23 protein-coding genes are annotated in these 20,801 nt (G+C 70.0%); 12 read left to right on the top strand and 11 right to left on the bottom strand.

Annotation, left to right across the window (positions count from 1 at the left end; genetic code table 11):
* Nucleotide 1: 1 nt before the first annotated feature.
* Nucleotides 2-1,018 (bottom strand): NADP-dependent oxidoreductase, encoded by a 1,017-nt coding sequence (locus OG801_RS15705; RefSeq protein ID WP_406029635.1) that lies wholly within the window; start codon nucleotides 1,016-1,018, stop codon nucleotides 2-4.
* A gap of 65 nt (nucleotides 1,019-1,083) precedes the next feature.
* Here OG801_RS15705 and OG801_RS15700 point away from each other — a divergent pair, with 65 nt between their 5' ends.
* From OG801_RS15700 to OG801_RS15675, 6 genes are all read left to right on the top strand, one after another.
* Nucleotides 1,084-1,974, top strand: coding sequence for an amidohydrolase (locus OG801_RS15700; RefSeq protein ID WP_406029634.1), 891 nt, complete (start codon nucleotides 1,084-1,086; stop codon nucleotides 1,972-1,974).
* The gene (locus OG801_RS15695; protein ID WP_406029633.1) at nucleotides 1,971-2,504 is read left to right on the top strand and encodes a cysteine dioxygenase; all 534 of its coding nucleotides are present in this window, start codon (nucleotides 1,971-1,973) and stop codon (nucleotides 2,502-2,504) included. Before OG801_RS15700 ends, OG801_RS15695 begins: the two co-directional genes overlap by 4 nt.
* 203 nt (nucleotides 2,505-2,707) lie before the next feature.
* Entirely contained in the window at nucleotides 2,708-3,769 is a 1,062-nt protein-coding gene (locus tag OG801_RS15690; RefSeq protein WP_406036279.1) for an ABC transporter ATP-binding protein, read from the top strand.
* Complete coding sequence (locus OG801_RS15685; RefSeq protein ID WP_355018718.1) at nucleotides 3,766-4,422, top strand: ABC transporter permease; 657 nt, start codon at nucleotides 3,766-3,768, stop codon at nucleotides 4,420-4,422. Before OG801_RS15690 ends, OG801_RS15685 begins: the two co-directional genes overlap by 4 nt.
* Complete coding sequence (locus OG801_RS15680) at nucleotides 4,419-5,132, top strand: ABC transporter permease (protein ID WP_406029632.1); 714 nt, start codon at nucleotides 4,419-4,421, stop codon at nucleotides 5,130-5,132. The genes OG801_RS15685 and OG801_RS15680 overlap by 4 nt, the downstream gene beginning before the upstream one ends.
* A 28-nt stretch (nucleotides 5,133-5,160) precedes the next feature.
* Nucleotides 5,161-6,087, top strand: coding sequence for an ABC transporter substrate-binding protein (locus OG801_RS15675; RefSeq protein WP_406029631.1), 927 nt, complete (start codon nucleotides 5,161-5,163; stop codon nucleotides 6,085-6,087).
* Here OG801_RS15675 and OG801_RS15670 read toward each other — a convergent pair.
* The gene (locus OG801_RS15670) at nucleotides 6,080-6,655 is read right to left on the bottom strand and encodes a TetR/AcrR family transcriptional regulator (RefSeq protein ID WP_406029630.1); all 576 of its coding nucleotides are present in this window, start codon (nucleotides 6,653-6,655) and stop codon (nucleotides 6,080-6,082) included. The genes OG801_RS15675 and OG801_RS15670 overlap by 8 nt on opposite strands.
* Before the next feature lie 155 nt (nucleotides 6,656-6,810).
* Here OG801_RS15670 and OG801_RS15665 point away from each other — a divergent pair, with 155 nt between their 5' ends.
* The gene (locus OG801_RS15665; protein ID WP_355018722.1) at nucleotides 6,811-7,383 is read left to right on the top strand and encodes a hypothetical protein; all 573 of its coding nucleotides are present in this window, start codon (nucleotides 6,811-6,813) and stop codon (nucleotides 7,381-7,383) included.
* A gap of 1 nt (nucleotide 7,384) precedes the next feature.
* Entirely contained in the window at nucleotides 7,385-8,839 is a 1,455-nt protein-coding gene (locus OG801_RS15660; RefSeq protein WP_406029629.1) for a dihydrolipoyl dehydrogenase family protein, read from the top strand.
* 21 nt (nucleotides 8,840-8,860) lie between these two features.
* Here the strand turns inward: OG801_RS15660 and OG801_RS15655 are convergent, their stop codons facing one another.
* From OG801_RS15655 to OG801_RS15640, 4 genes are all read right to left on the bottom strand, one after another.
* Nucleotides 8,861-9,610, bottom strand: a complete 750-nt coding sequence (locus OG801_RS15655; protein WP_406029628.1) for a hypothetical protein — start codon at nucleotides 9,608-9,610, stop codon at nucleotides 8,861-8,863.
* On the bottom strand, nucleotides 9,603-9,947 hold the full coding sequence (locus OG801_RS15650; protein ID WP_406029627.1) for a VOC family protein: 345 nt from the start codon (nucleotides 9,945-9,947) through the stop codon (nucleotides 9,603-9,605). The genes OG801_RS15655 and OG801_RS15650 overlap by 8 nt, the downstream gene beginning before the upstream one ends.
* Nucleotides 9,948-9,993: 46 nt before the next feature.
* Entirely contained in the window at nucleotides 9,994-11,421 is a 1,428-nt protein-coding gene (locus tag OG801_RS15645; RefSeq protein ID WP_406029626.1) for an MBL fold metallo-hydrolase RNA specificity domain-containing protein, read from the bottom strand.
* 98 nt (nucleotides 11,422-11,519) lie between these two features.
* Nucleotides 11,520-12,716, bottom strand: coding sequence for an ATP-binding protein (locus OG801_RS15640; RefSeq protein WP_355018727.1), 1,197 nt, complete (start codon nucleotides 12,714-12,716; stop codon nucleotides 11,520-11,522).
* A 205-nt stretch (nucleotides 12,717-12,921) separates the two neighbouring features.
* Between OG801_RS15640 and OG801_RS15635 the strand changes: the two genes are divergently transcribed.
* Together OG801_RS15635 and OG801_RS15630 are read left to right on the top strand one after the other, a co-directional pair.
* On the top strand, nucleotides 12,922-13,785 hold the full coding sequence (locus OG801_RS15635) for a DNA-formamidopyrimidine glycosylase family protein (protein WP_355018728.1): 864 nt from the start codon (nucleotides 12,922-12,924) through the stop codon (nucleotides 13,783-13,785).
* A 9-nt stretch (nucleotides 13,786-13,794) separates the two neighbouring features.
* Entirely contained in the window at nucleotides 13,795-14,121 is a 327-nt protein-coding gene (locus OG801_RS15630) for a rhodanese-like domain-containing protein (protein WP_355018729.1), read from the top strand.
* Between the two features lie 8 nt (nucleotides 14,122-14,129).
* Here OG801_RS15630 and aat read toward each other — a convergent pair whose 3' ends face one another.
* On the bottom strand, nucleotides 14,130-14,858 hold the full coding sequence (gene aat / locus OG801_RS15625; RefSeq protein WP_355018730.1) for a leucyl/phenylalanyl-tRNA--protein transferase: 729 nt from the start codon (nucleotides 14,856-14,858) through the stop codon (nucleotides 14,130-14,132).
* A 56-nt stretch (nucleotides 14,859-14,914) separates the two neighbouring features.
* On the opposite strand from aat, the gene OG801_RS15620 reads away from it, so the two are divergent.
* On the top strand, nucleotides 14,915-15,613 hold the full coding sequence (locus OG801_RS15620) for an EcsC family protein (protein ID WP_355018731.1): 699 nt from the start codon (nucleotides 14,915-14,917) through the stop codon (nucleotides 15,611-15,613).
* A gap of 90 nt (nucleotides 15,614-15,703) precedes the next feature.
* Nucleotides 15,704-16,306, top strand: coding sequence for an AAA family ATPase (locus tag OG801_RS15615; RefSeq protein WP_406029625.1), 603 nt, complete (start codon nucleotides 15,704-15,706; stop codon nucleotides 16,304-16,306).
* Here the strand turns inward: OG801_RS15615 and OG801_RS15610 are convergent.
* From OG801_RS15610 to OG801_RS15595, 4 genes are all read right to left on the bottom strand, one after another.
* Nucleotides 16,303-17,499 (bottom strand): hypothetical protein, encoded by a 1,197-nt coding sequence (locus OG801_RS15610; RefSeq protein WP_406029624.1) that lies wholly within the window; start codon nucleotides 17,497-17,499, stop codon nucleotides 16,303-16,305. The genes OG801_RS15615 and OG801_RS15610 overlap by 4 nt on opposite strands.
* A gap of 12 nt (nucleotides 17,500-17,511) precedes the next feature.
* Nucleotides 17,512-18,633: a hypothetical protein gene (locus tag OG801_RS15605; RefSeq protein WP_406029623.1), complete on the bottom strand. Its 1,122-nt coding sequence runs from the start codon at nucleotides 18,631-18,633 to the stop codon at nucleotides 17,512-17,514.
* Nucleotides 18,633-19,742 (bottom strand): hypothetical protein, encoded by a 1,110-nt coding sequence (locus tag OG801_RS15600; RefSeq protein WP_355018735.1) that lies wholly within the window; start codon nucleotides 19,740-19,742, stop codon nucleotides 18,633-18,635. The genes OG801_RS15605 and OG801_RS15600 overlap by 1 nt, the downstream gene beginning before the upstream one ends.
* A 101-nt stretch (nucleotides 19,743-19,843) precedes the next feature.
* On the bottom strand, nucleotides 19,844-20,782 hold the full coding sequence (locus OG801_RS15595) for a hydroxymethylglutaryl-CoA lyase (RefSeq protein ID WP_406029622.1): 939 nt from the start codon (nucleotides 20,780-20,782) through the stop codon (nucleotides 19,844-19,846).
* Nucleotides 20,783-20,801: the final 19 nt, after the last annotated feature.

Below are 20,801 nucleotides of genomic sequence, written 5' to 3'. Positions count from 1 at the left end.
GTCAGCTGACCTTGATCACCGTCTTGCCGAAGTTCTGACCCCGGAGCATCCGGTTGAACGCGGCGGGCGCGTTCTCGAGGCCTTCGGTGACGTCCTCGCGATAGCGCAGCTTGCCCTCGGCCAGCCAGCCGGTCGCCTCGGTGAGGAAAGCGCGCTGGTGATCGCGGACGAACTCGTCTTGGATGAAACCCCTGATCAGCAGGGACTTGTTGAGCACGTGCCGCATCAGCCCGGGCGCCCGGTCGGGCCCCTCGGGCGCGGCGGTGTCGTTGTAGTGGGCGACGATCCCGCAGACCGGCACCCGGGCGAACTTGTTGAGCCGCGGCAGCACCGCGTTCCACACGTGACCGCCGACGTTCTCGAAGTAGACGTCGATCCCGTCGGGGACCGCCGCCTTCAGCTGCTCCTTGAAGTCGGGTGCGCGGTGGTCGAGGGCCGCGTCGAAGCCGAGCTCGGTCAGATGCGCGACCTTCTCCGGCCCGCCGGCGATGCCGACGGCGCGGCAGCCGAGGATCTTCGCGATCTGTCCGACCGTGGCGCCGACAGGACCGGTCGCGGCCGCCACGACGACGGTCTCGCCGGGCTTCGGCTGCCCGATCTGGGTCAGCCCCGCATACGCCGTGAACCCTGGCATCCCCAGCACGCCCAGCGCGGTGGAGACCGGTGCGACGGACGGATCGAGGCGGCGGGTGTGGTTGGCCGGCGCGACGGAGAACGCCTGCCAGCCTCCGTACGCCAGCACCACGTCGCCCACCTGCCGCGACGGATCGCGCGACTCCACCACCTCGGCGACCGTGGCGCCGGGCAGCACGTCGCCCAGGGCGGTCGGAGCGGCGTACGACGGCGTATCGCTCATCCGCCCGCGCATGTAGGGGTCGAGCGAGAGGAATTTCGTACGCAGCAGCACCTCGCCCTCCGCGGGCGCCGGCACCTCGGAGGTGACGATCGAGAAGTCCTCGGCGGTCGGCTCACCGACCGGGCGAGCGCGGAGCAGGATCTGGGTGTTCGTGTCGGTCATCCCGCCATGGTGCCTCATCGGCGGGTAGGCTTGCTTAATCACGACTAAACCTATTGACTTAGCGCATGAAGCGCCAGGTCGACGTCCACCAGCACCTGTGGCCGCCCGCACTGGTCGAGGAGCTGCGCCGCCGGCGGCAGCCTCCGTACCTCGACGGCTGGGTGCTCCACCTCGACGGTGAGCCGCCCTACTCCGTCGATCCGGGAGATCATGACCTCCCCCGCCGCGCAGGGCAGGAGGACGGGCTCGTCCTGCTGTCGCTCTCCAGCCCGTTGGGGATCGAGTCGCTCGCCCCGGCCGAGGCACACGGGCTGCTCGACGCCTGGCACGGCTTCGCCGACGACCTGCCCGCCGACTACGGGCTGTGGGCCGCACCGGCGCTGGTCGAACCGGACCTCGACGGACTCGAGAAGGTCCTCGCGCACGACCGCGTCCACGGCCTCCAGGTCCCGGCGACTGCGCTGGCGACCCCGATCGCGCTCGAGGCCCTGGCTCCCATCCTGGCCGTGGCCCAGCAGGTCGACCTGCCCGTCCTCGTCCACCCAGGCCCCGCGGCGGACCCAGCGACAGACCAACCCAACTGGTGGCCCGCCCTCACCTCGTACGTCGCCCAGCAGAGTGCCGCATGGCACTCCTGGCACGTCGCGGGGCGGTCGCTGCTGCCGACTCTGCGGATCGCCTTTGTGGCACTGGCCGGGCTCGCGCCGCTCCATCACGAGCGCCTCGCCCAGCGCGGCGGGAGCCTCGGCGCGATCGACCGGCACGTCTACTACGAGACCTCGTCCTACCGCACCCAGGCGATCGACGCGATGTCGCGCGTGGTCGGCGTGGACCCGCTGGTGAACGGCTCGGACCGGCCCTACGCCGAGCCGACCGATCCCGGCTTGGGCGAGGCCCTCAGCCGGGCGATCCTCGTCGCCAACCCGCACCACCTGCTCACCGGAGGAACCCGATGACCATCACCGAACCGACCGTCGACACCGTTCTGGGCGCCGCGGAACTGCCCGACCTGCCGGGACGTACGCTCACTCCCGGCGAGCTGCGCGCCTGGGTCGACGAGCTCGCCGCGCACCCCGAGAGATGGGAGCACCTGGTGCGCCACGACACCGGCGGTCGCCATTACGCCTCGCTCTACCGGGACAAGGACATCGACGTCTGGCTGCTGTGCTGGAACACCGTCGACGACACCGGCTGGCACGACCACGACATCTCCTCGGGCGCGGTCGCGGTGACCCATGGATCGGTCTTCGAGCAGCAGCCGAGGTTCGGCGGCGACCCCGTGCAACGGGAGGTCGGCGCGGGTCGCAGCTTCGGCTTCGGGCCCGACCACATCCACCGGATGAGCGGTGCGGTCGACGGCGCGGTCTCGATCCACGCCTACTCGCCGCCACTGTGGCGGATGGGGCAGTACGCGATCAGCGACGACGGCGTGATGCGCCGCGTCTCGGTCTCCTACGCCGACGAGCTGCGCCCGCTGGAGGACTGAACGACCTGCGCCGCGCCGAGTCGACATCTCGGGCGTCGAGTCCCGGGATGTGGCAGATTTCAAGCATCGAGGAACGAGGCTCGGACGGCTAACCCGACGTCCCTGTCCGTTTAACATCTTCGGTTCCTTCCCCGGATCTGGCAGGCTGAGGATCTTGTGCAACGGCGTCCGCAGGTGAAGAACAAAAGACAGGAGCGGTGGCTGTGATCGAGTTCGAGGGCGTGACCAAGCGCTATCCGGACGGCACAGTTGCCGTGGAAGACCTATCCCTGAAGGTCGACACCGGCCAGATCACCGTGTTCGTCGGGCCGTCGGGATGCGGCAAGACGACCGCGCTGCGGATGATCAACCGGATGATCGAGCCGACCTCCGGCCGGATCCTGATCGACGGTGACGATGTCACCAGCCGCCCGGAGGCACAGCTGCGGCGCGAGATCGGCTACGTGATCCAGGGCGCCGGGCTCTTCCCGCACCGTACGGTGCTCGACAACGTCGCGACCGTCCCGATCCTGCAGGGCATCTCCCGCCGGGAGGCCCGCACGAACGCCCTCGACCTGCTCGAGCGCGTCGGGCTCGCCGCCAACCTCGGCGAGCGCTACCCGGCCCAGCTCTCGGGCGGCCAGCAGCAGCGCGTCGGGGTCGCCCGGGCGCTCGCGGCCGACCCGCCGGTGCTGCTCATGGACGAGCCGTTCTCGGCCGTCGACCCGGTCGTACGCGACGACCTCCAGCAGGAGCTGCTCCGGCTCCAGGGCGAGCTCGGCAAGACCATCGTCCTGGTCACCCACGACATCGACGAGGCGATCCGCCTCGGCGACAAGGTCGCCGTCTTCGACCAACGCGCCCGCTTGGCCCAGTTCACCCCGCCCGCCGACCTTCTCGCCGCTCCGGCCGACGACTTCGTCGCCTCGCTCGTCGGTCGCGACCGCGGCTTCCGGGGCCTCGGCTTCGCCGACGGGAGCTCGGTCGCACTCAAACCCATCGACCACGGCGTCGACGGGCTCACCCTCGAGGTCGACCACGACGGGCGACCGCTGGGCTGGCGCGGTACCGACGGGCTCCTCCCGACCGAGGGCACCTTCAGCGACGGCGCCAACCTGCGTACGGTCACCGACCTGGTCATCCTCTCGCCCGCCGGCGCCGCGATCCGGGTCGACGCCGAGGGTCGCGCCGACGGGCTGGTTCTGCTCGAGGACCTGGCTGGCAGCGTACGTTCGCAGCAGCGGGAGCGCCTGGCGGCACTGGCCACCTCGGAGGACGCTGGATGAGCGAGATCTGGCGCTACCTCGAGACCAACGCGGACGACGTACTCACCGCGCTCGTCCAGCACATCTGGCTCGCTCTGATTCCGGTGGCGATCGCCTTCGTCCTCGCCCTCCCGCTGGGCGCCCTGGTCCATCGCTACGTCCCGGCGCGCCACATCGCGCTCACCGCCGGCAGCGTGATCTACACCGTCCCGTCGCTGGCCCTGCTCCTGCTGCTCCCGGGCCTCCTCGGCACCAGCGTCCTCGACCCGATCAACGTGGTCATCGCGCTCACCCTCTACTCGCTCGCCCTGCTCGTCCGCACGACCGCCGACGGTCTCGACGCGGTCGACACCACCGTCCTGCAGGCCGCGACCGCGATGGGCTATCGGCCCGTACGCCGCTGGTTCACTGTCCAGCTGCCGCTGGCGATGCCGGTGATCCTGACCGGTCTGCGAGTGGCGACGGTGGCCAACGTGAGCATGGTCAGCATCGCGGCCCTGATCGGCATCGGCGGCCTCGGGCAGCTCTTCACGCGCGGGTTCCAGCTCGGCTTCTACCTGCCGCCGATCATCATCGGGCTGGTCCTCTCGGTCACCCTCGCGGTCATCGCCGACGTCCTCATCGTCGCCATCCAGCGCGGGCTCACCCCGTGGGCCCGAGCGGGTGCGCGATGAGCCTCGACTACCTGCTCGACGCCGCCAACTGGTCGCTGACCAGCCCAGACGGGTTCCCGCAGCGCATCCTCGAGCACCTCGGCTACACCGTCCTCGCCCTGGCGATCGCGGCCGTGATCGCGTTCCCGATCGGTCTGCTGATCGGCCACACCGGCCGCGGCGCGCTGATCGCCATCAACCTCGGCAACGCCGGCCGCGCGCTGCCGACCCTCGGCGTGCTCATGCTCGCGCTCGGCCTGGTCGGGATCGGCCTGGTCCCGGTCACGATCGCTCTGGTCGTGCTCGCCATCCCACCCATCCTCGCCACGACGTACGCCGGCATCCAGTCCGTCGCCGACGCGACCGTCGACGCGGCGCGAGGTGTCGGCATGACCGAGGCCCAGATCGCCTGGCGCGTCGAGGTCCCGATCGCGCTGCCGATCATCATCGGCGGCCTGCGCAACGCGTCGCTCCAGGTGGTCTCGACCGCGACCATCGCTGCGTACGTCGGTCTCGGCGGCCTCGGCCGCTATCTCTTCGACGGCCTGGCGACGCTCCAGTACGACCAGGTGGTCGCCGGCGCGATCGTGATCGCGGTGCTCGCCGTCGCGATCGACCTGGCGCTCGCGGGCGCGCAGCGGCTCCTCGTCTCGCCCGGAGTCGACGGCCGCGGGGCCGGCAACCGTCCGTCCACCGTCCGCCCCGAGCCCCAACCCGAACCCGCCGGCTGATCAACCCAGCAATCCGAGAGGTATCTCAATGTCCCGCCGAATCCGCACCACCGCGTACCTGTTCGCCACCCTCGCCGTGGCAGGCACCCTGACCGCCTGCGGCGGTGACCCGCTCGACTCCGGATCGGACTCCGACTCCGGCGGCGGCACGATCGTCGTCGGCTCGGCCAACTTCCCCGAGAGCGAGCTGCTCATGGAGATGTACGCCCAGGCTCTCGAGGCGGAGGGCGTCAAGGTCGAGACCAAGCCCAACATCGGGTCCCGCGAGGTCTACATGGAGGCCTTCAAGAGCGGCGACATCGACCTGCTGCCGGAGTACAACGGCGCCCTGCTGGCCTACCTGAAGCCCGACGGTGTCCCGGAGAACGTGTCGGCCCCCGAGGACGTCTACGAGGCGCTCCAGGAGGTCCTGCCGGAGGGCAGCGAGACCCTCCCGCAGTCGGAGGCCGAGGACAAGGACACCCTCACCGTCTCCAAGGAGACGGCCGCGAAGTACTCCCTGACGAGCATCGAGGACCTGGCTCCGGTCGCGAAGGACCTCACGCTCGGCGGCTCCCCGGAGTTCAAGGAGCGCCACCAGGGCCTGGTCGGCCTCGACGAGGTCTACGGGGTCACGTTCAAGGAGTTCAAGCCGCTCGACGCCGGCGGCCCGCTGACGACCGGCGCGCTGGCGAAGGGCGACATCGACGTCGCCAACGTCTTCTCCACAGACTCTTCGATCCCCACCAACGGCTGGGTGGTCCTGGAGGACCCGGAGAACCTCTTCCTCTCCCAGAACGTCGTCCCGCTGATCCGCTCCGAGGCGCTCAGCAGCGACGCCGAGACCGCGCTCAACGCGGTCTCCGAGGCGCTGACCACCGCCAACCTCACCGAGGCTCTCGCCAAGGTCCAGGTCGACAAGGCCGACCCGGCCACGGTCGCCAAGGAGTTCCTCGCCGACAACGGCGTCAGCTGAGCGCTGACCCCAGGCCGCTCCGGTAGGTGAGAAGTCCCTCGAGCCCTCGTAGGAACGTCTCACCGACCGGGGCCGGATCGGTCAGACAGCCGGCCGCCATCGCACCGTCTCGCAACATGACGAAGTGGCGGCCGGCGAACTCCGAATCAGGCTTCCCTGTCGCCGCGAAGAGATCGGTCATCGTGGCCAGGAACCATTGCCGGTGCTTCAGCACGGCCTGATGGACCATGTGCGCCGGGTCTGGATATTCGGCCGCGGCGTTGAGGAACGCGCAACCTCGGAACCCCACGCTCTGGATATCCGCGGCGATCGACCGGCCGACGGCCCGGATGAGGTCGTCGGGGTCCTCGACCTCCGCCCGGGCGGCGTCCACGCGCGCCCGCATCGCCTCGTCGGCCTGCGTCAGGTACGCCACGACGAGCTCGTCCTTGCTCCGGAAGTGCCGATAGAGCGTCGCCCGCGTGACCTGCGCCTCGGCGATCACGCGATCCACTCCGACCGAGTGCAGACCCTCGGTGTAGAAGAGCCGACTCGCTGTGCTGAGCAGTCGATCCCGGGCCTCAGACATCCGCCATCCCTCTCGTTCTCACGGTCTAGGTCTCGCGGGATCGACGGTAGCAGACAGAACGATCGGTCTTGCATTTGTCGACTGGCTGGTGCAGACTCTCGATCCAGGTAGAACGATCGTTCTGTCTCCCAACTTGATTCCGAGAAAGGGATCCGATGTCCACCTCCGTCGAGACCGGCCATTCCGGCACACTGATCGCACCGTCCCGCGCACTGCCGAAGCTCTACTTCTTCCGCTTCGGGTTCGCGATCGTCTGGGCCGTCCTGGTCGCACTCACCGCGACCACGCTCAACGCCGCAAGCATCGCGCTGCTGGTCATCTACCCGCTGTTCGACGTGGTGGCCGCCGTGGTCGACCACCGCACCTCGGGCGCCAAGGGCCCGCGCGTCCTGCTGTACGTCAACATGGCGCTCAGCCTGCTCACCGCTGTCGGCGTCGCCGTCGCGGCCACCTCCGGGATCCCGGACATCCTGCGGGTGTGGGGCGCCTGGGCGATCACCGCCGGCCTGGTCCAGCTGTTCGTCGCGGTGCGCCGCTACCGACTCGGTGGTCAGTGGGCGATGATCCTCAGCGGCGGGATCTCGACCTTCGCCGGAACCGGATTCGTCCTGATGGCCGCCGGCCCGAAGGCGTCACTCACCGGTCTCGCGGGCTACGCGACGTTGGGTGGCATCTTCTTCCTGATCTCTGCCCTCCGACTGCGCCAGCGCGCAGGTAAGGTCAACTGACATGACGAGCACCAGCCAAGACCTCACCGTCGACGTCATCATCATCGGCGCCGGCCCGACCGGCGAGAACGTCGCCGACCGCGTCGTGCAGGGCGGCCTGACCGCCGCGATCGTCGAGCGCGAGCTCGTCGGCGGCGAGTGCTCCTACTGGGCGTGCATGCCGACGAAGGCGCTGCTTCGGGACGCGGCGGCATTGCGCGCCGCGCGTGCGCTCCCGGCCGCCGGTCAGGCGGTCACGGGCACGCTCGACCCCGCCGCCGTGTTCGCCCGGCGTGACGAGTTCACATCCAACTGGAAGGACACCGGCCAGGTCGAGTGGCTGACCGGCGCCGGGATCACCCTGGTCCGCGGGCACGGGCGCATCACCGGCACCCGCTCGGTCACGGTCACCGCCGACGACGGCACGACCACCAACCTTGAGGCACGCCACGCCGTGGTCGTCTCCACCGGCAGCTCCTCCCTCATCCCGCCGATCCCGGGACTGGAGGAAGTCGGGCCCTGGACCAACCGCGAGGCCGCCGGCGCCCAGTCCGTTCCCGATCGCCTGGCGATCATCGGCGGCGGGGTGGTCGGCGCCGAGATGGCGACCGCCTTCAGCGCCCTCGGGTCGCAGGTGACCCTGATCTCCCGCACCCGGCTCCTGCCGGGCGTCGAGAAGTTCGCCGGTGAGCAGGTGGCCGAGGCGCTTCGGACGTACGGGGTCACGCTCCACCTGGACGCCGGCGCGACCGAGGCCCGGCGTGATGATGGCGGCGAGGTGCGGGTGACCCTCTCCGACGGCACCGAGGTGACCGCGGACGAGGTCCTGGTGGCCACCGGTCGGGTGCCCAACACGAAGGACCTCGGTCTGGAGCACGTCGGTCTCGAGCCCGGAAGCTGGCTGAAGGTCGACGACGCCCTGGCCGTGGTCGACGACAACGGGCAGCTCGAGGAGGGCTGGCTCTACGCCGCAGGCGACGTCAACCATCGAGCACTGCTGACCCACCACGGGAAGTACCAGGCCCGCTCGCTCGGCGATCTGATCGCGGCACGCGCTCGCGGCGAGGAGCCCGACCTGAGCACATGGGGGCGTCATGCCGCCACCGCCGACGAGCGCGCCACCACCCAGGTGATCTTCACCGACCCCGAGGTCGTCGCGGTCGGACACTCCGCCGAATCGGCCGCGGCGGCCGGCATCGAGGTCGGCGTCGTCGACTACGACCTCGGCTCGGTCTCCGGAGCGTCGCTCCACGCGGACGGCTACCGCGGTCAGGCGCGGATGGTCATCGACGAGCAGCGCAAGACCCTGGTCGGCTTCACCGCCGTCGGCCCGGACATCTCCGAGCTCCTGCACGCGGCCACGATCGCGATCGTCGGCGAGGTCCCGCTGGACCGCCTATGGCACGCGGTTCCTGCGTACCCGACCATCAGCGAGATCTGGCTCCGCCTGCTCGAGACCGCAGGACGCGACCGCTAGAACAGCTGCTCGAGGTTGGCCTCACCTGGCCGGCGCGGGATCCCTCCGTGCGACCCGGCTCGCCGACAACAGCCCGCCGATCAGCAGGGCGAGCGACACCAGCAGGAGTACGCCGCCGACACCGAGCAACACACCGATCGCGGCGCCGAGCACCGGGAGGGTGGCTCCGATGGCCGCCACGGCGGTCACCGGAGCATGTCCGTCGGCATTCATCACCACAAGGGTCCAGTCGCCCGACTCGACCTCCCAGGTGAGCGTCTGGGGCCCGGTCCCGCTCGTCGAGGCGGTCCAGAACCCGGTCTCCGCGGGGAGGGAGGCCGGGGGTCCGCCGTCGACCGCGTCGTACGTCGGGGTGTTGCGGTCGAAGCCGTCGAGCGTCGAGTGGCGGACGCCGGCAAGGTAGGCGGCGACGTCCGCGGACGGCGCGACGCCCACGAAGACCGGGCCCTCCTCGACTGAGGTGACGACCAGCTTGGCGTCCCCGATCAGCCGGCCCGGTACGTCCACTCCGGCGTCGGTCTCGATGGTGAACGACTCGGAGGTGATCGCGTGCCCAGAGGCGGAGATCGTCACCCCGTCGGTCACCAGGTAACCGTCGTCGTCCCGCTGGGCCGCAGCCACCGCGAGCGCACCGCCACCGGCGATCAGACCGAGCGAGACCAGCAGGAGAACGCTGCCGGCCACGACGGCGATGACTCGCCCGGTCGTCCAGCGGGGTCGTTCGGTCGTCGTCGCCCGGACCTCGCCCTGCGGCTCTGTCTGGTCACTCACGGAACAGGCCGATCGTGTTGCCGCCGGGGTCGCGGAACATGGCGAACGACCCGGTGCCGGGGATCTCCATCGGCGGCACGACGGTCTCGCCACCCAGCTCTCCGGCGCGCCGGAGGCTGCCCTCGAGGTCGTCGGTCGAGACGTACACCGTGACGTAGGCGGGCATCTCGTCGCGGGTCTGCATGACACCGCCACCGATCCCGTCGTCTGTGGCCTTCACGAGCCAGTAGTCCGGGCCAGACCCCTGGATGTCCCAGCCGAACAGATCTCGGTAGAACCCGGTGAGCCGCTCGCCGTCAGATCCGGCGATCTCGAAGTGCACCACGGGGTGTGTCATGTCAGTCTCCTTCATCATCAGGCGTTGAGGGTTCCGAGACCGGGCGTCATGAGCCCAGGAGTACGCGTTCACCGCGCCGGGGCACCACGGCGACGACACCGAGCTCGTCCTGGATCCGGTCCGCCAGGGCGCGTGAGGACGTCGGTTCGCCGTGCACGACGTAGACGGTCTCCGGGAGCTCGGGCGCCGAGGCGACCCACGCGACCAGCTCGTCGGAATCGGCGTGGACGCTGAAGTCCGAGATCGCCACCACCTCCGCACGGACCGGGACGTACCGGCCGTGCATCTTCACCGCCCGGGCGCCCTCGACCAACTGTCGGCCGCGGGTGCCCTGAGCCTGGTAGCCAGTGAGCACGATGCTGTTGCGAGGGTCGGGAAGCTGGCGGAGCAGATGGTGGACGACACGGCCGCCGGTGGCCATCCCGGAGGCCGAGATGATGATGCACGGTTCCTTGGGGCGATTGAGCCGCTCGGAGCCGGCGGCATCCCGGACCCGGTGGACGTCCAGCCCCTCGAGGTCGCGCAACGGCGCCGCTCGCTTGAGATCGAGCTCGTCGCTGTGCGCACCCAGCGCCGTTCGGTAGACGTCGAGCGCGGCCAGGGCCATCGGGCTGTCGACGAAGATCGGGACCTTCGGGATCCGGCCCGCGCGACGGAGCCTGAGCAGCTCGAGCAGCACCAGTTCGGTCCGGTCCACCGCGAACGCAGGGATCAGTACGACGCCGCCGCGGGCGACCGTACGGCGCACCGTGCCGGCCAGGGCTTCGGGATCCGCCGGTGGATGCCGTCGGTCGCCGTAGGTGGACTCGAGCACCATCGCCGAGGCGGCCGGAGGGGGCGCGGGCGGCAGCAGGATCGGATGACCCGGTCGACCCAGGTCGCCACTGAACACCACCCGCTCGCCTCCGACGTCGACGACGGCCACCGCGGAGCCCAGGATGTGGCCGGCGCGCTGCAGCGTCACGACCATTCCTCCGACCGGCCACGGTTCACCGAAGCCCACCGGGTGCAGACGCTCGAGCGTCCGCTCGACGTCTGACGCCGTGTAGAGCGGCAGAGCCGGGTCGTGCTTCGACCAACCGCCCTCGTTGGCGACCCGAGCGTCCTCCTCCTGCAGGTGCGCGCTGTCCCGGAGAACGATGGCGGCGAGCGCAGCGGTGCCCGGCGTGCACATCGTCTCGCCGGCGAAGCCGTCGCTCACCAGCCGAGGCAGGTATCCGGTGTGGTCGAGGTGAGCATGGGTGAGGACGACGGCGTCCAGGTCCGCGGGCGCCACCGGGAACGGTGCCCAGTTGAGCCGCCGCAGCTCCCGCAGCCCCTGGTAGAGACCGGCGTCCACCAGCAGACGATCGCTGCCGTACGTCACCAGGAACCGGCTTCCGGTCACCGTGCCGGATGCCCCGAGGAACTCCAGCGCGGGATGCTTCGAGCGCGATGTGCCAGGGGCAGCGACAGGAGTCTCGGCGGGTTCCATCGGGCTTCCCTTCGCAGGTGGTGCCTCCACGCTGCTGCATCCGTCAGGGTGCTGGGAGAGTCAAACGGCCTTCACTGAGGGACCCACGGCCCGATCACTTACCCCTGTTGGCGCAAGTAGCGGCCGAAATGGGGGACGGTGAAGGCGATCCGGCCGCGCTCACCGGAGTAGATCAGGCCCTTCTTCATCAGCGCGTCACGTGCCGGGGAGAGCGACTGCGGCTTCTTGTTCAAGAAGGCGGCGACGTCCGCGGTGGCGACGGTGCCGATGTCGTCGGCGCCGAGCTCGACGGCCGCGTCGGCCATCGCCCGCAGGTAGTCCCGCTCGGCAGGGGTGGCACGCTCGTAGCGTGACCCGAAGAAGCCGACCGCCAGCTCGCGCTCGGCCTCGGGGGCGGCGACCTTCACGTCCTCGACGGTGATCGGAGAGCGGGGCGCCTGGTCCCACACGGTCTTGCCGTAGGCCTGGATGAAGTAGGGGTAACCGCCGGTGGCGGCGTACATCTCCGCCAGGGCGGCGGTCTCGAACTCGGCTTCCTCCTCGCCTGCGGGGGCGGCAAGGGCGCGGTCGGCGGCGTCTCGCTGCAGACGGTCGATGCGCTGGTAGGAGAAGAGCCGCTCGGAGTAGGACTTGCTCGCCGAGAGCACGGCCGGCAGGTGCGGCAGGCCGGCGCCGACGACGATCACCGGCAGCCCCGACTGGCTGATCTCGTGACACGCCGCGCACATCGCCGAGACGTCGTCGGGGCCGAGGTCCTGCATCTCGTCGATGAAGACACCGACGCCCTTGCCGACGTCAGCGGCGAGCCCGCCGACGTCGGTGAGCAGCTCGACCAGGTCGATCTCTATGTCACCGGAGTCGGCCCGGCCCCGCACCGCCGCCGCCTCGATGCCGGGCGACCACTGCTCGCGCAGCTTGGCGTTGGGACCGGCCTCCCGCTGGGCGAAGGAGCGGATCACGCCGAGCACGTGGTCGACGTCGTCGGAGCTCGGATGCCCCAGCTCACGCACCGCCTGGTGCAGGGCGCTCGACAGCGGCCGGCGCAGCGACTGGTCGGGGCGCGCCTCCATCTTCCCGGTGCCCCAGCCCTTGCGGACCGCCGCCGACCGCAGCGTGTTGAGCAGGACCGTCTTGCCGACGCCGCGGAGCCCGGTGAGCACCAGCGACCGCTCCGGACGACCGCGCGCCACGCGTTCCAGCACCACGTCGAACTGCCCGAGCTGCTCGTTACGACCAGCGAGCTCAGGGGGCCGCTGACCGGCGCCAGGAGCGTACGGATTGCGGATGGGGTCCATGATCAGACGATATCCACATCTATAGGACGCGTCTTAGATTTGGCTAGCGAGCCACATCTTTCATGAGCGTAGGTCTCTATTCGCCTTTCTAGGATGGATCCTAGAAAGGCGCAGACTCCCACATCGATCGCTAGCGTCGAACGTGTGTTCGATACTACCCGGATTTCCTCCCCTCCTGCAAGCGCGACGATCTAGACTCGCGGACATGCCGGAACTCCCCGAGGTGGAAGCGCTCGCCGAGGACCTGCGCGGGCGCCTCGACGGCCGCGCGATCACGAAGGTGCACGTCGCGCAGTTCAGCGCCCTGAAGACGTACGATCCGCCGCTGACCGCGGTCGAGGGCACGCTCGTCGACAACGTGACCCGCCACGGCAAGTTCATCGACATCGAGGCGAGCGGCGTCCACCTCGTGCTGCACCTGGCCCGCGGCGGCTGGATCAGGTGGCGCGACGAGATCCCGGCGACACCGCCCCGGCCGGGATCGAAGTCAGGGCTGGCGATCCGGGTCGTGCTCGACGACGACACCGGGCTGGACATCACCGAGGGCGGCACCAAGAAGCGCCTGGCGCTCTACGTCGTCCACGATCCGCAGGACGTCCCGGGCGTCGCCTCACTGGGCCCCGACCCGCTGGCAGACGACTTCACGCTGGCCCGCTTCCGCGAGATCCTCGCAGGTCAGGGGCGCAAGCAGATCAAGGGTGTGCTGCGGATGCAGTCGATCATCGCGGGCATCGGCAACGCCTACTCCGACGAGATCCTGTGGGCGGCGAAGATGTCGCCGTTCAAGCCCGCCGAGATGACCGAGGAGGAGTCGGAGAGCCTCTACAACGCGCTGCGGACGACCCTCGAGGAGGCCGTCGAACGCGACTCCGGCCTGGCGATGAGCGAACTGAAGGGCGAGAAGAAGTCCAACCTCGCCGTGCACGGCAAGGCCGGCAAGAAGTGCCCGGTCTGCGGAGACACGGTCCTCGAGGTCAGTTTCGCCGACTCGAGCCTGCAGTACTGTCCCACCTGCCAGACCGGCGGAAAGCCGCTCGCCGATCGGCGGATGTCCCGGCTTCTCAAGTAGGCTTGACCGGTGACCATCCCCACCGTCGAGATCACCGGAGTGCCCGATCCCCTGCCCGTGGCCGTCCTGGACGTCCGCGAGGACGACGAGTGGGCAGCGGGCCACATCGAGGGCGCGACCCACATCCCGCTCCAGGAGCTCCCGGCGCGACTCGGTGAGCTTCCCGAGGGCCAGACCCTGGTGGTCTGCAAGGTCGGCGGACGCAGCGCCCAGGCGGTCAACTACCTCGCCCAGCAGGGCTTCGAGGTCGTCAACCTCGCCGGCGGGATGCTCGACTGGGCCGCCGCCGGGCGACCGATGGTCAGCGAGACCGGCGCCGAGGCGTACGTCCTCTAGGACCACCGCTAGGACTGGGCCGGAGGTCCGCCGAACGCCTCCGGGAGCGGCAGCCTGAGCGCCTTCTCCAGGCGGTCCAGGTAGTCGTTGCGACCCACCTCGACGACGCCGAGCGAGGCCAGATGGTCGGTGCGCCACTGCACGTCCAGGATCCGCTGGTCGATAGAGCCCGCCTCGCGCATCGCCGAGACCAGCCCGACCAGGGCGACCTTGGACGCGTCGCGGACCCGGTGGAACATCGACTCCCCGGCGAAGAGGCCGCCGATCGCGACCCCGTAGAGCCCGCCGACCAGGCGATCGTCCTGCCACGCCTCGACCGAGTGTGCCCAGCCCAGCTCGTGCAGGTCGCCGTACGCCCGGCGGATCCGCTTGTCGATCCAGCCGTGGGGCCGGCGCGGGTCGGCGCACGAGGCCACCACCTCGTCGAAGCTGGTGTCGATCCTGATCTCGAAGTCCCGCACCGACCTGCGCAAGGACCGCGAGACGACGAGCCCGTCCAGTGCGAGTACGCCGCGCCTCACCGGCGAGAACCACATCATCGGATCACGCGGGGACTCCCCGGGCATCGGGAAGATCCCGTGCCGGTACGCAGCCAGGAGCGTCCCGGGCGCGACGTCCGCGCCCATTCCCACCAGATCGTCCAACTCGGCCCCGCCATGACCCGCGCCCGGGTCCCGGAGGTCGGCGAAGGCCCACGGCGAGGGCTCGGGTTCGATCGGTCCCCGAAGATTCGCCACGACGAAACGTTATCGCCCCGTGCGGCGCCAACCACCACACACTTAAGATTTGGCTCATGATCGGTCCCAAGGCAGTGCTCACCAGTGCGGCTGGCCGGCTCGCACCCAAGGTCATCCAGTCCGCGCCCGGCGTGACCACCACCGTGGTCCGGCAGGCGCTGCACCACGCGATCGTCGGGGTAGGCCCGCTCCCGGGAGCGGCCGCAGCCGCCGAGAAGCACCTCAAGGACCATGACAACGACGTCGAGCTCGCGGTGAAGCAGGTCATCGACAACCACGTGCGGCTGGCCGGTGTCGGCGGCTTCGCGACCAACATCGGCGGTCTGGTCACCCAGGCGATCACGCTCCCGGCCAACATCACCGGAATGGCCATCATCCAGTGCCGCATGGTGGCCGCGATCGCGCATCTCCGTGGCTACGACCTGACCGATCCTCGGGTGCGCAACGCCATCCTGCTCACCCTCCTGAGCGAGGAGAAGGTCGGCAAGCAGATCCAGGAGAAGAAGATCCCGGCTCCGCCGATGGCCATCGCGACCGCTCCGACCTACGACCGCGCGATCGATGCCATCGTCGCCTCGGAGGTGGCCCAGGAGCTGCTCAGTCGGGTCACCGGCAGGGGCATGATCTCCATGGCCGCCAAGCGGATACCGCTGGTCGGCGGTGTCGTCGGCGGAGGGGCCGATGGATGGATGACCTACCAGATCGGTCGCTATGCCTCACGCGAGCTGCTGCCGCGTCACCCCGACAACGGCTGAGCTCGGCTCACAGGAACTTCACAGGTCCGTCCAACGTTCCTCAGAGCACGGAACGCCACACTGTTGGTGTCCGCTTGGGAGGAGCAGCAGATGACCCTCGACACGACGTACGCCCCGATCAGCCCAGCCCGCGCTGCCGGGGTCGAGGTGAGACCTCACCTGCTCCTCCTGGGCGGCGTACCCGGCGCCGGCAAGAGCACGCTGATCCGCGACGTGGCCGACCGGCGTCCCGACGTGCGCACCCTCGACCCGGAGACCCCGGGGCGCTGGCTCGCGGCACGGCTGCCGGAGGTGCCCTACCGCCTCTACCGGCCGCTGGTGCACCTGTGGCACGCGATCGCGACCCTCGTCCTCGTCCTGCTCGGCCCGACCGCCGGTGGCCACACCCTCCTCGTCCACGACCCGGCCACCCGGCCCGGCCGTCGCGAGCTGCTCGGGCGGATCGCCCACGCCCGCGGCTGGCGTACGTCGCTGGTCATGATCGATGTGCCGCGCGCCGCGGCGATCGACGGCCAGCACGAGCGCGGACGGCTGGTCCGTCCGGAAGCCTTCGAGCGCCACTGGCACCGCTGGACCGACGACCAGCCGCGGCTCCTGACCGCGGCGACCTTCCGTGACGCCGACGGCTCCTGGGACACGGTGCACGTCTTCGACCGTGCCCGCGCCGCGGGACAGCTCGAGGCGATCCTCTAGCGACGGATGAGGCGGTAGACCTTCAGGACCGCGCGGCCCCACCAGCGCCGCTCGAGACCCTCGCGGGCACGCTGCTTCGGCACCAGCGACCGGGTGTGCTCCAGCTCGGCACGCAGCTCACCGACCTCGTCCTCCAGCCGGCCCTCGGACTTGCGCAGCCGGATGGCCTCCTGGAGCAGCGCGTCGATGGTGGCGACGCCGGCGTCGAGGACCTCGCGCGGGGAGATGGTGTCCGGGTCGACGAACGGCTTGTCGGCCAGGTCAGCGGGGACCAGCAGCTCGTCCAGCCCACCGACCACGTCGTAGCCACGTCCCAACAGCGCCTCGACCCAGCTCTCGGAGAGCGACTCGACCCATGGCAGGATCGAGGGGGAGAGCGCCAGGCGCGCGGAGTCGCGGCGCTTGGCCAGCGTGCGGTGGGCCAGGAACTCGCGTACGAAAGGCCGGTAGTCGGCCGGCTCGAGCACCGGCACGACCGCCAGGTTGATCTCGCGGAGCAGCGCCGCTTCGGGCACGCCGAGGGACGGGTTGCCGCGGTCGATCCCCTCGAAGTCGATGGTCAGGTCGTCGAGACCGAAGGCGGTGGAGAACCGCTCCCACAGCAGCGACGAGGACGACCCCGGCGGCGGGACGGTGATCAGGTGGACGCGCTCGGGCGCAATGCCCTGGGTCCACCGGTCGAGGATGTCGGGCAGCTCCTGGACGCCCCAGAACCACGATCCGATCCGGCCCTCGCGGGCGGGGTCGCGGATCTCCTCGAGGAACTCGGCGTAGGTCACGACCGAGCGGTGCTTGACGTTCTCCTGCCACTCGGCCGGGATCTGCCGGGCCAGGTCGCGCGCGGAGAGCATGATGTGGATCTCGGAGTCGCCCAGCGAGTCCAGCGCGTGCTTGGCCTGCTGCCAGGACGCGCTCGCCAGGATCTCGTGGGAGATGATCACGGTGCCGTTCTGGACGGAGCGCACCTTCTCCGCGAGGGCGTCCCAGGCGCCGGTCGCCTCCTCCTCGATGCCGCCCCAGGGCAGATCCATCAGATCGAGGGCCGCCAGGAAGTGGGCGTCGAAGCGGTCGGCGAGGTAGTGGACACCCTGCCCGGCGAGGGACTCCCGGTTGTGGAAGAGGACGTCTTGAAGATAGGACGTACCCGTCTTCGGGGTGCCGACATGAAGCAGCACGCGCCGCCCAGTCTCCAACGTTCTACTCCTCTAGGAACGCCCCGCCAGCAATGACAACGCGAGCGCCAACGCCCGGCACTCGTCGGGACCCTGCGTCGCAGCCCCCGAGGGGAGCAGCCGGTCAGGGTCTCCGTGGAGAGCGTATCCGGCTTCTACCAATGCATCACGTTGGGCCCGCGCCTGTGTTTCGACCCAAGGCAAACTTTCCGGAGGGACGCCGACCTCCCGGGCGTCCGGAACGAGCGGTTCGAGCTTCTCCAACCGCGGTCGCAGCTGGTCGACCAGCAGCTTCCGCTGGGTCTCGAGATCGGTTCGTACGCTGAGAACCTGCCCGATCACGCGAGCGACCTCGTTGCCCTCGGCCGAGATCGACCAGGGGCCGGGCAGGCTGTCCACGCCGAGCAGGCCGGGCAGCAGGGCGGGATCGGTGACGATCTCGACGCGGTTCTTCCCGACCCTTCGAGCCCACCAGCGGGCGATCCTGGGCAGATCGGCACGGGGGCCGAGCCAGCCGCGCCACTGTGCGTCACGGATCCAGATGTGCCAAGGGTTGACCCGGTTGGTGAAGGTGCGGAACCTCCACGCACCGGCGGCGATCTCGTCCAACGGGCCACCGAGGACGTAGACGGTGTAGCCATCGGCGCCGGGCAGCCTTCCCTGCCGCTCCAGCTCCTCGCGGATGGGCAGAGTGAGCCACGGCGAACCGACCAGGCGGTAGGGGAACTTCTCCTGGTCGGGCTCCGACTTCTTGGGCCGGCGCGACCATCTTCGCGGACGCCGCGCGGGCGCCGTCTCCACCGTGGCGAGCAGGTCCTCGGCAAGCAGCACGCTCGCCGCTCTCAGCAGCTCCCGCGCCGACAGCGTCGCCGGATCGACGGGCAGCGGGCCGTACGTCCTCGTCTCGGTGTCCCCGAGCAGCGGCAGGTCGCGGCGGCCTCGGCCGGGCGGGCTCGTGTGCAGCAGGGCGTCGACCCGATCAGGCTCGGACGGACCTACCTCGTTGAGCCGCCGCAGCAGTTCGAGCAGCTCGGCACCCGGCAGGTGGTCGGTCGTGAAGGGCGTGGCGGGCTCGGACCAGGATGCCCAAGGAGTCGTACCACCCTCGCGCAGGTGCGCGGCCCAACCCCAACCCCTGGTGGGTGCAGCTGGCATCAGACGCGTCGCCCCTTGACCCGCCGCATGAGGCCGGCGGCGCGGGAGGCGACCGGGCGCTGGGGCGGGTCGGTGCGGGCGGCCTCGACGACGACCGCGACCAGGGCGTCGATCGCCGCGTCGGCGACGTCCTTGGTGCGCGGCGCGTCCGGGTCGATCCACTCGACGTCGGCGTCGGGTCGCTGCGGGCGGAGGTCGTCGAGGTCGCCGGCGATGTCGACCTTGGCCAGCTCGGCCCACTCGATCCACGAGTCGGCGACCTGGTCGGCCCAGTCGAAGGCGGTAGGCGGGATGGTGACCCGCTCGCGGCCGTCACGGTGGGCGAGGGTGCGCTTCGCGATCACCTCGGTGACCATGTGGCGGTAGTCCTCGCGGGGGAGCTCCTCCGACTCGAGACGCGCGTTGAGCCGGCGCAGCAGCGTCGCCTCGGCGCGGCCGAGCGACTGGTTGTGGCGGTCGCTGTCGATCGGGGTCCAGGACTCCTCGATCCCGACCACCTCGCAGAACCGGCGCCAGAGCACCTCGCTCGGCGCTCCGTCGTGCGGCACCGTGACCAGGTGCACGCGCTCCGGCGGCAGGTTGCGCCCCCATCGGCTGAGGACGTCGGGCAGGCCGTGCGTACGCCAGAACCAGGCGGCCGAGCGCGACTGCTTCGCAGTCTGCATCCGCTCGAGGTAGCGGGCGAAGGTGACCTTGCGCTCACGCTGCACCTGGTCCTGCCACTCCGCCGCCAGCACGCGCGCGATGTCGCGGGCGGTGTAGACGATGTGCACCTCGGTGCGCCCGCCCTCGCCGAGATCGGTCATCGCCTTCTCGACCCGGTCGGGCCTGGCCCCGGCGAAGAGGTGGTGGCTGATCAGGATCGTCTCGGACTCGTCGCGGCGTACCCGCTTGACCAGCGTTTCCCACTCGCCGTGGACGGTCTTCCTCATCCCACCCCACGGACGGTCGATCAGGTCGAGCGCCGGCCGGAAGAAGTCGGGCTGGCCGCCGACCGGGTAGAAGACGCCATGCTTCTGCAGGGACACCCGGTTGTGGAACAACCTGTCCTGGAGGTACGTCGTGCCCGTCTTCGGAGCGCCGACGTGGAGGAAGACTTTGCGCGCCATGATCCCGCTATTCTGCACCAAGTTAGTAGAGATTGTCGCGGCGGTCCGTCTTTTTGTCACCCGGCCGTCACTCTTGGGTGCAGTCTAGGGCGTGTCTCCAGCTAGGACCGCAAGGCACGTACGACGGCCGACGGGCTCGGCCTGCCGAGGTGGTCGGCGAGCCAGCTGCTCGTGTCGGCGACCTTGTCGAGATCGACGCCGTGCTCGATCCCCAGGCCGTCGAGCATCCAGAGCAGGTCCTCGGTCGCCAGGTTGCCGGTGGCTGACTTGGCATAGGGGCAACCGCCCAGGCCGCCGGCGCTGGCGTCGTAGGTGCTCACCCCGGACTGGAGTCCGGCGAGGGTGTTGGCCAGGGCCTGGCCGTACGTGTCGTGGAAGTGCAGCGCGAGCCGGTCGGTCATGATGCCCGCGTCGCCGAACGCCTGGATCAGAGCCTTCACATGGCCGGCCGTCGCGACGCCGATCGTGTCCCCCAAGCTGAGCTCGTCGGCACCGAGATCCAGGAGCCGCTTGCCCGCCTCGACCACCTTCGGAATCTCGACCTGGCCCTCCCAGGGGTCGCCGAAGCACATCGACAGATAGCCGCGGACGGTCATCCCCGCGTCCTTCGCGCGCGCCATCGTCGGCTCGAACATCGCCCACTGGCCGTCGAAGGTCTGGTTGAGGTTCTTGTTGGCGAACGTCTCCGTCGCGCTGCCGAAGATCGCGATGTGACGCAGCCCCAGCTCGAGCGCCCGGTCGAGCCCCTTCTCGTTGGGGACGAGCACCGGGAGCTCTCTCGCCCTGTCGCCGAGCCTGTCGACGAGCTCGGTCATCAGCTCCTTGGCATCGGCCAGCTGCGGCACCCACTTCGGGTGCACGAAGCTCGTCGCCTCCACCGGGCTCAGCCCGGCGTCGAGCAGCCGGGTGATCAGGTCGGCCTTGACCCCGGTGTCGATCGCCGTCTTCTCGTTCTGGAGGCCGTCACGCGCACCGACCTCGTAGATCGTCACCTTCTGCGGCAGATCGGGCTGGGGCACGACAGCAGGGAGAGCACTCACCACTCAACCCTAGTCGAGC

Origin of the sequence: Nocardioides sp. NBC_00163 (assembly GCF_045206295.1) — a bacterium.
Lineage (GTDB): Bacteria > Actinomycetota > Actinomycetes > Propionibacteriales > Nocardioidaceae > Nocardioides.
The sequence above is the reverse complement of the archived record's forward strand: the minus strand, read 5'-3'. Positions and strand labels throughout refer to the sequence as shown.

Bases quoted from the DNA above. Each gene is read 5' to 3' on its own strand.
- OG801_RS15705 (WP_406029635.1), bottom strand. From the start codon at position 1,018: ATGACCGACACGAACACCCAGATCCTGCTCCGCGCTCGCCCGGTCGGT.
- OG801_RS15700 (WP_406029634.1), top strand. From the start codon at position 1,084: ATGAAGCGCCAGGTCGACGTCCACCAGCACCTGTGGCCGCCCGCACTG.
- OG801_RS15695 (WP_406029633.1), top strand. From the start codon at position 1,971: ATGACCATCACCGAACCGACCGTCGACACCGTTCTGGGCGCCGCGGAA.
- OG801_RS15685 (WP_355018718.1), top strand. From the start codon at position 3,766: ATGAGCGAGATCTGGCGCTACCTCGAGACCAACGCGGACGACGTACTC.
- OG801_RS15680 (WP_406029632.1), top strand. From the start codon at position 4,419: ATGAGCCTCGACTACCTGCTCGACGCCGCCAACTGGTCGCTGACCAGC.
- OG801_RS15675 (WP_406029631.1), top strand. From the start codon at position 5,161: ATGTCCCGCCGAATCCGCACCACCGCGTACCTGTTCGCCACCCTCGCC.
- OG801_RS15670 (WP_406029630.1), bottom strand. From the start codon at position 6,655: ATGTCTGAGGCCCGGGATCGACTGCTCAGCACAGCGAGTCGGCTCTTC.
- OG801_RS15665 (WP_355018722.1), top strand. From the start codon at position 6,811: ATGTCCACCTCCGTCGAGACCGGCCATTCCGGCACACTGATCGCACCG.
- OG801_RS15660 (WP_406029629.1), top strand. From the start codon at position 7,385: ATGACGAGCACCAGCCAAGACCTCACCGTCGACGTCATCATCATCGGC.
- OG801_RS15650 (WP_406029627.1), bottom strand. From the start codon at position 9,947: ATGACACACCCCGTGGTGCACTTCGAGATCGCCGGATCTGACGGCGAG.
- OG801_RS15645 (WP_406029626.1), bottom strand. From the start codon at position 11,421: ATGGAACCCGCCGAGACTCCTGTCGCTGCCCCTGGCACATCGCGCTCG.
- OG801_RS15640 (WP_355018727.1), bottom strand. From the start codon at position 12,716: ATGGACCCCATCCGCAATCCGTACGCTCCTGGCGCCGGTCAGCGGCCC.
- OG801_RS15635 (WP_355018728.1), top strand. From the start codon at position 12,922: ATGCCGGAACTCCCCGAGGTGGAAGCGCTCGCCGAGGACCTGCGCGGG.
- OG801_RS15620 (WP_355018731.1), top strand. From the start codon at position 14,915: ATGATCGGTCCCAAGGCAGTGCTCACCAGTGCGGCTGGCCGGCTCGCA.
- OG801_RS15615 (WP_406029625.1), top strand. From the start codon at position 15,704: ATGACCCTCGACACGACGTACGCCCCGATCAGCCCAGCCCGCGCTGCC.
- OG801_RS15605 (WP_406029623.1), bottom strand. From the start codon at position 18,633: ATGCCAGCTGCACCCACCAGGGGTTGGGGTTGGGCCGCGCACCTGCGC.
- OG801_RS15600 (WP_355018735.1), bottom strand. From the start codon at position 19,742: ATGGCGCGCAAAGTCTTCCTCCACGTCGGCGCTCCGAAGACGGGCACG.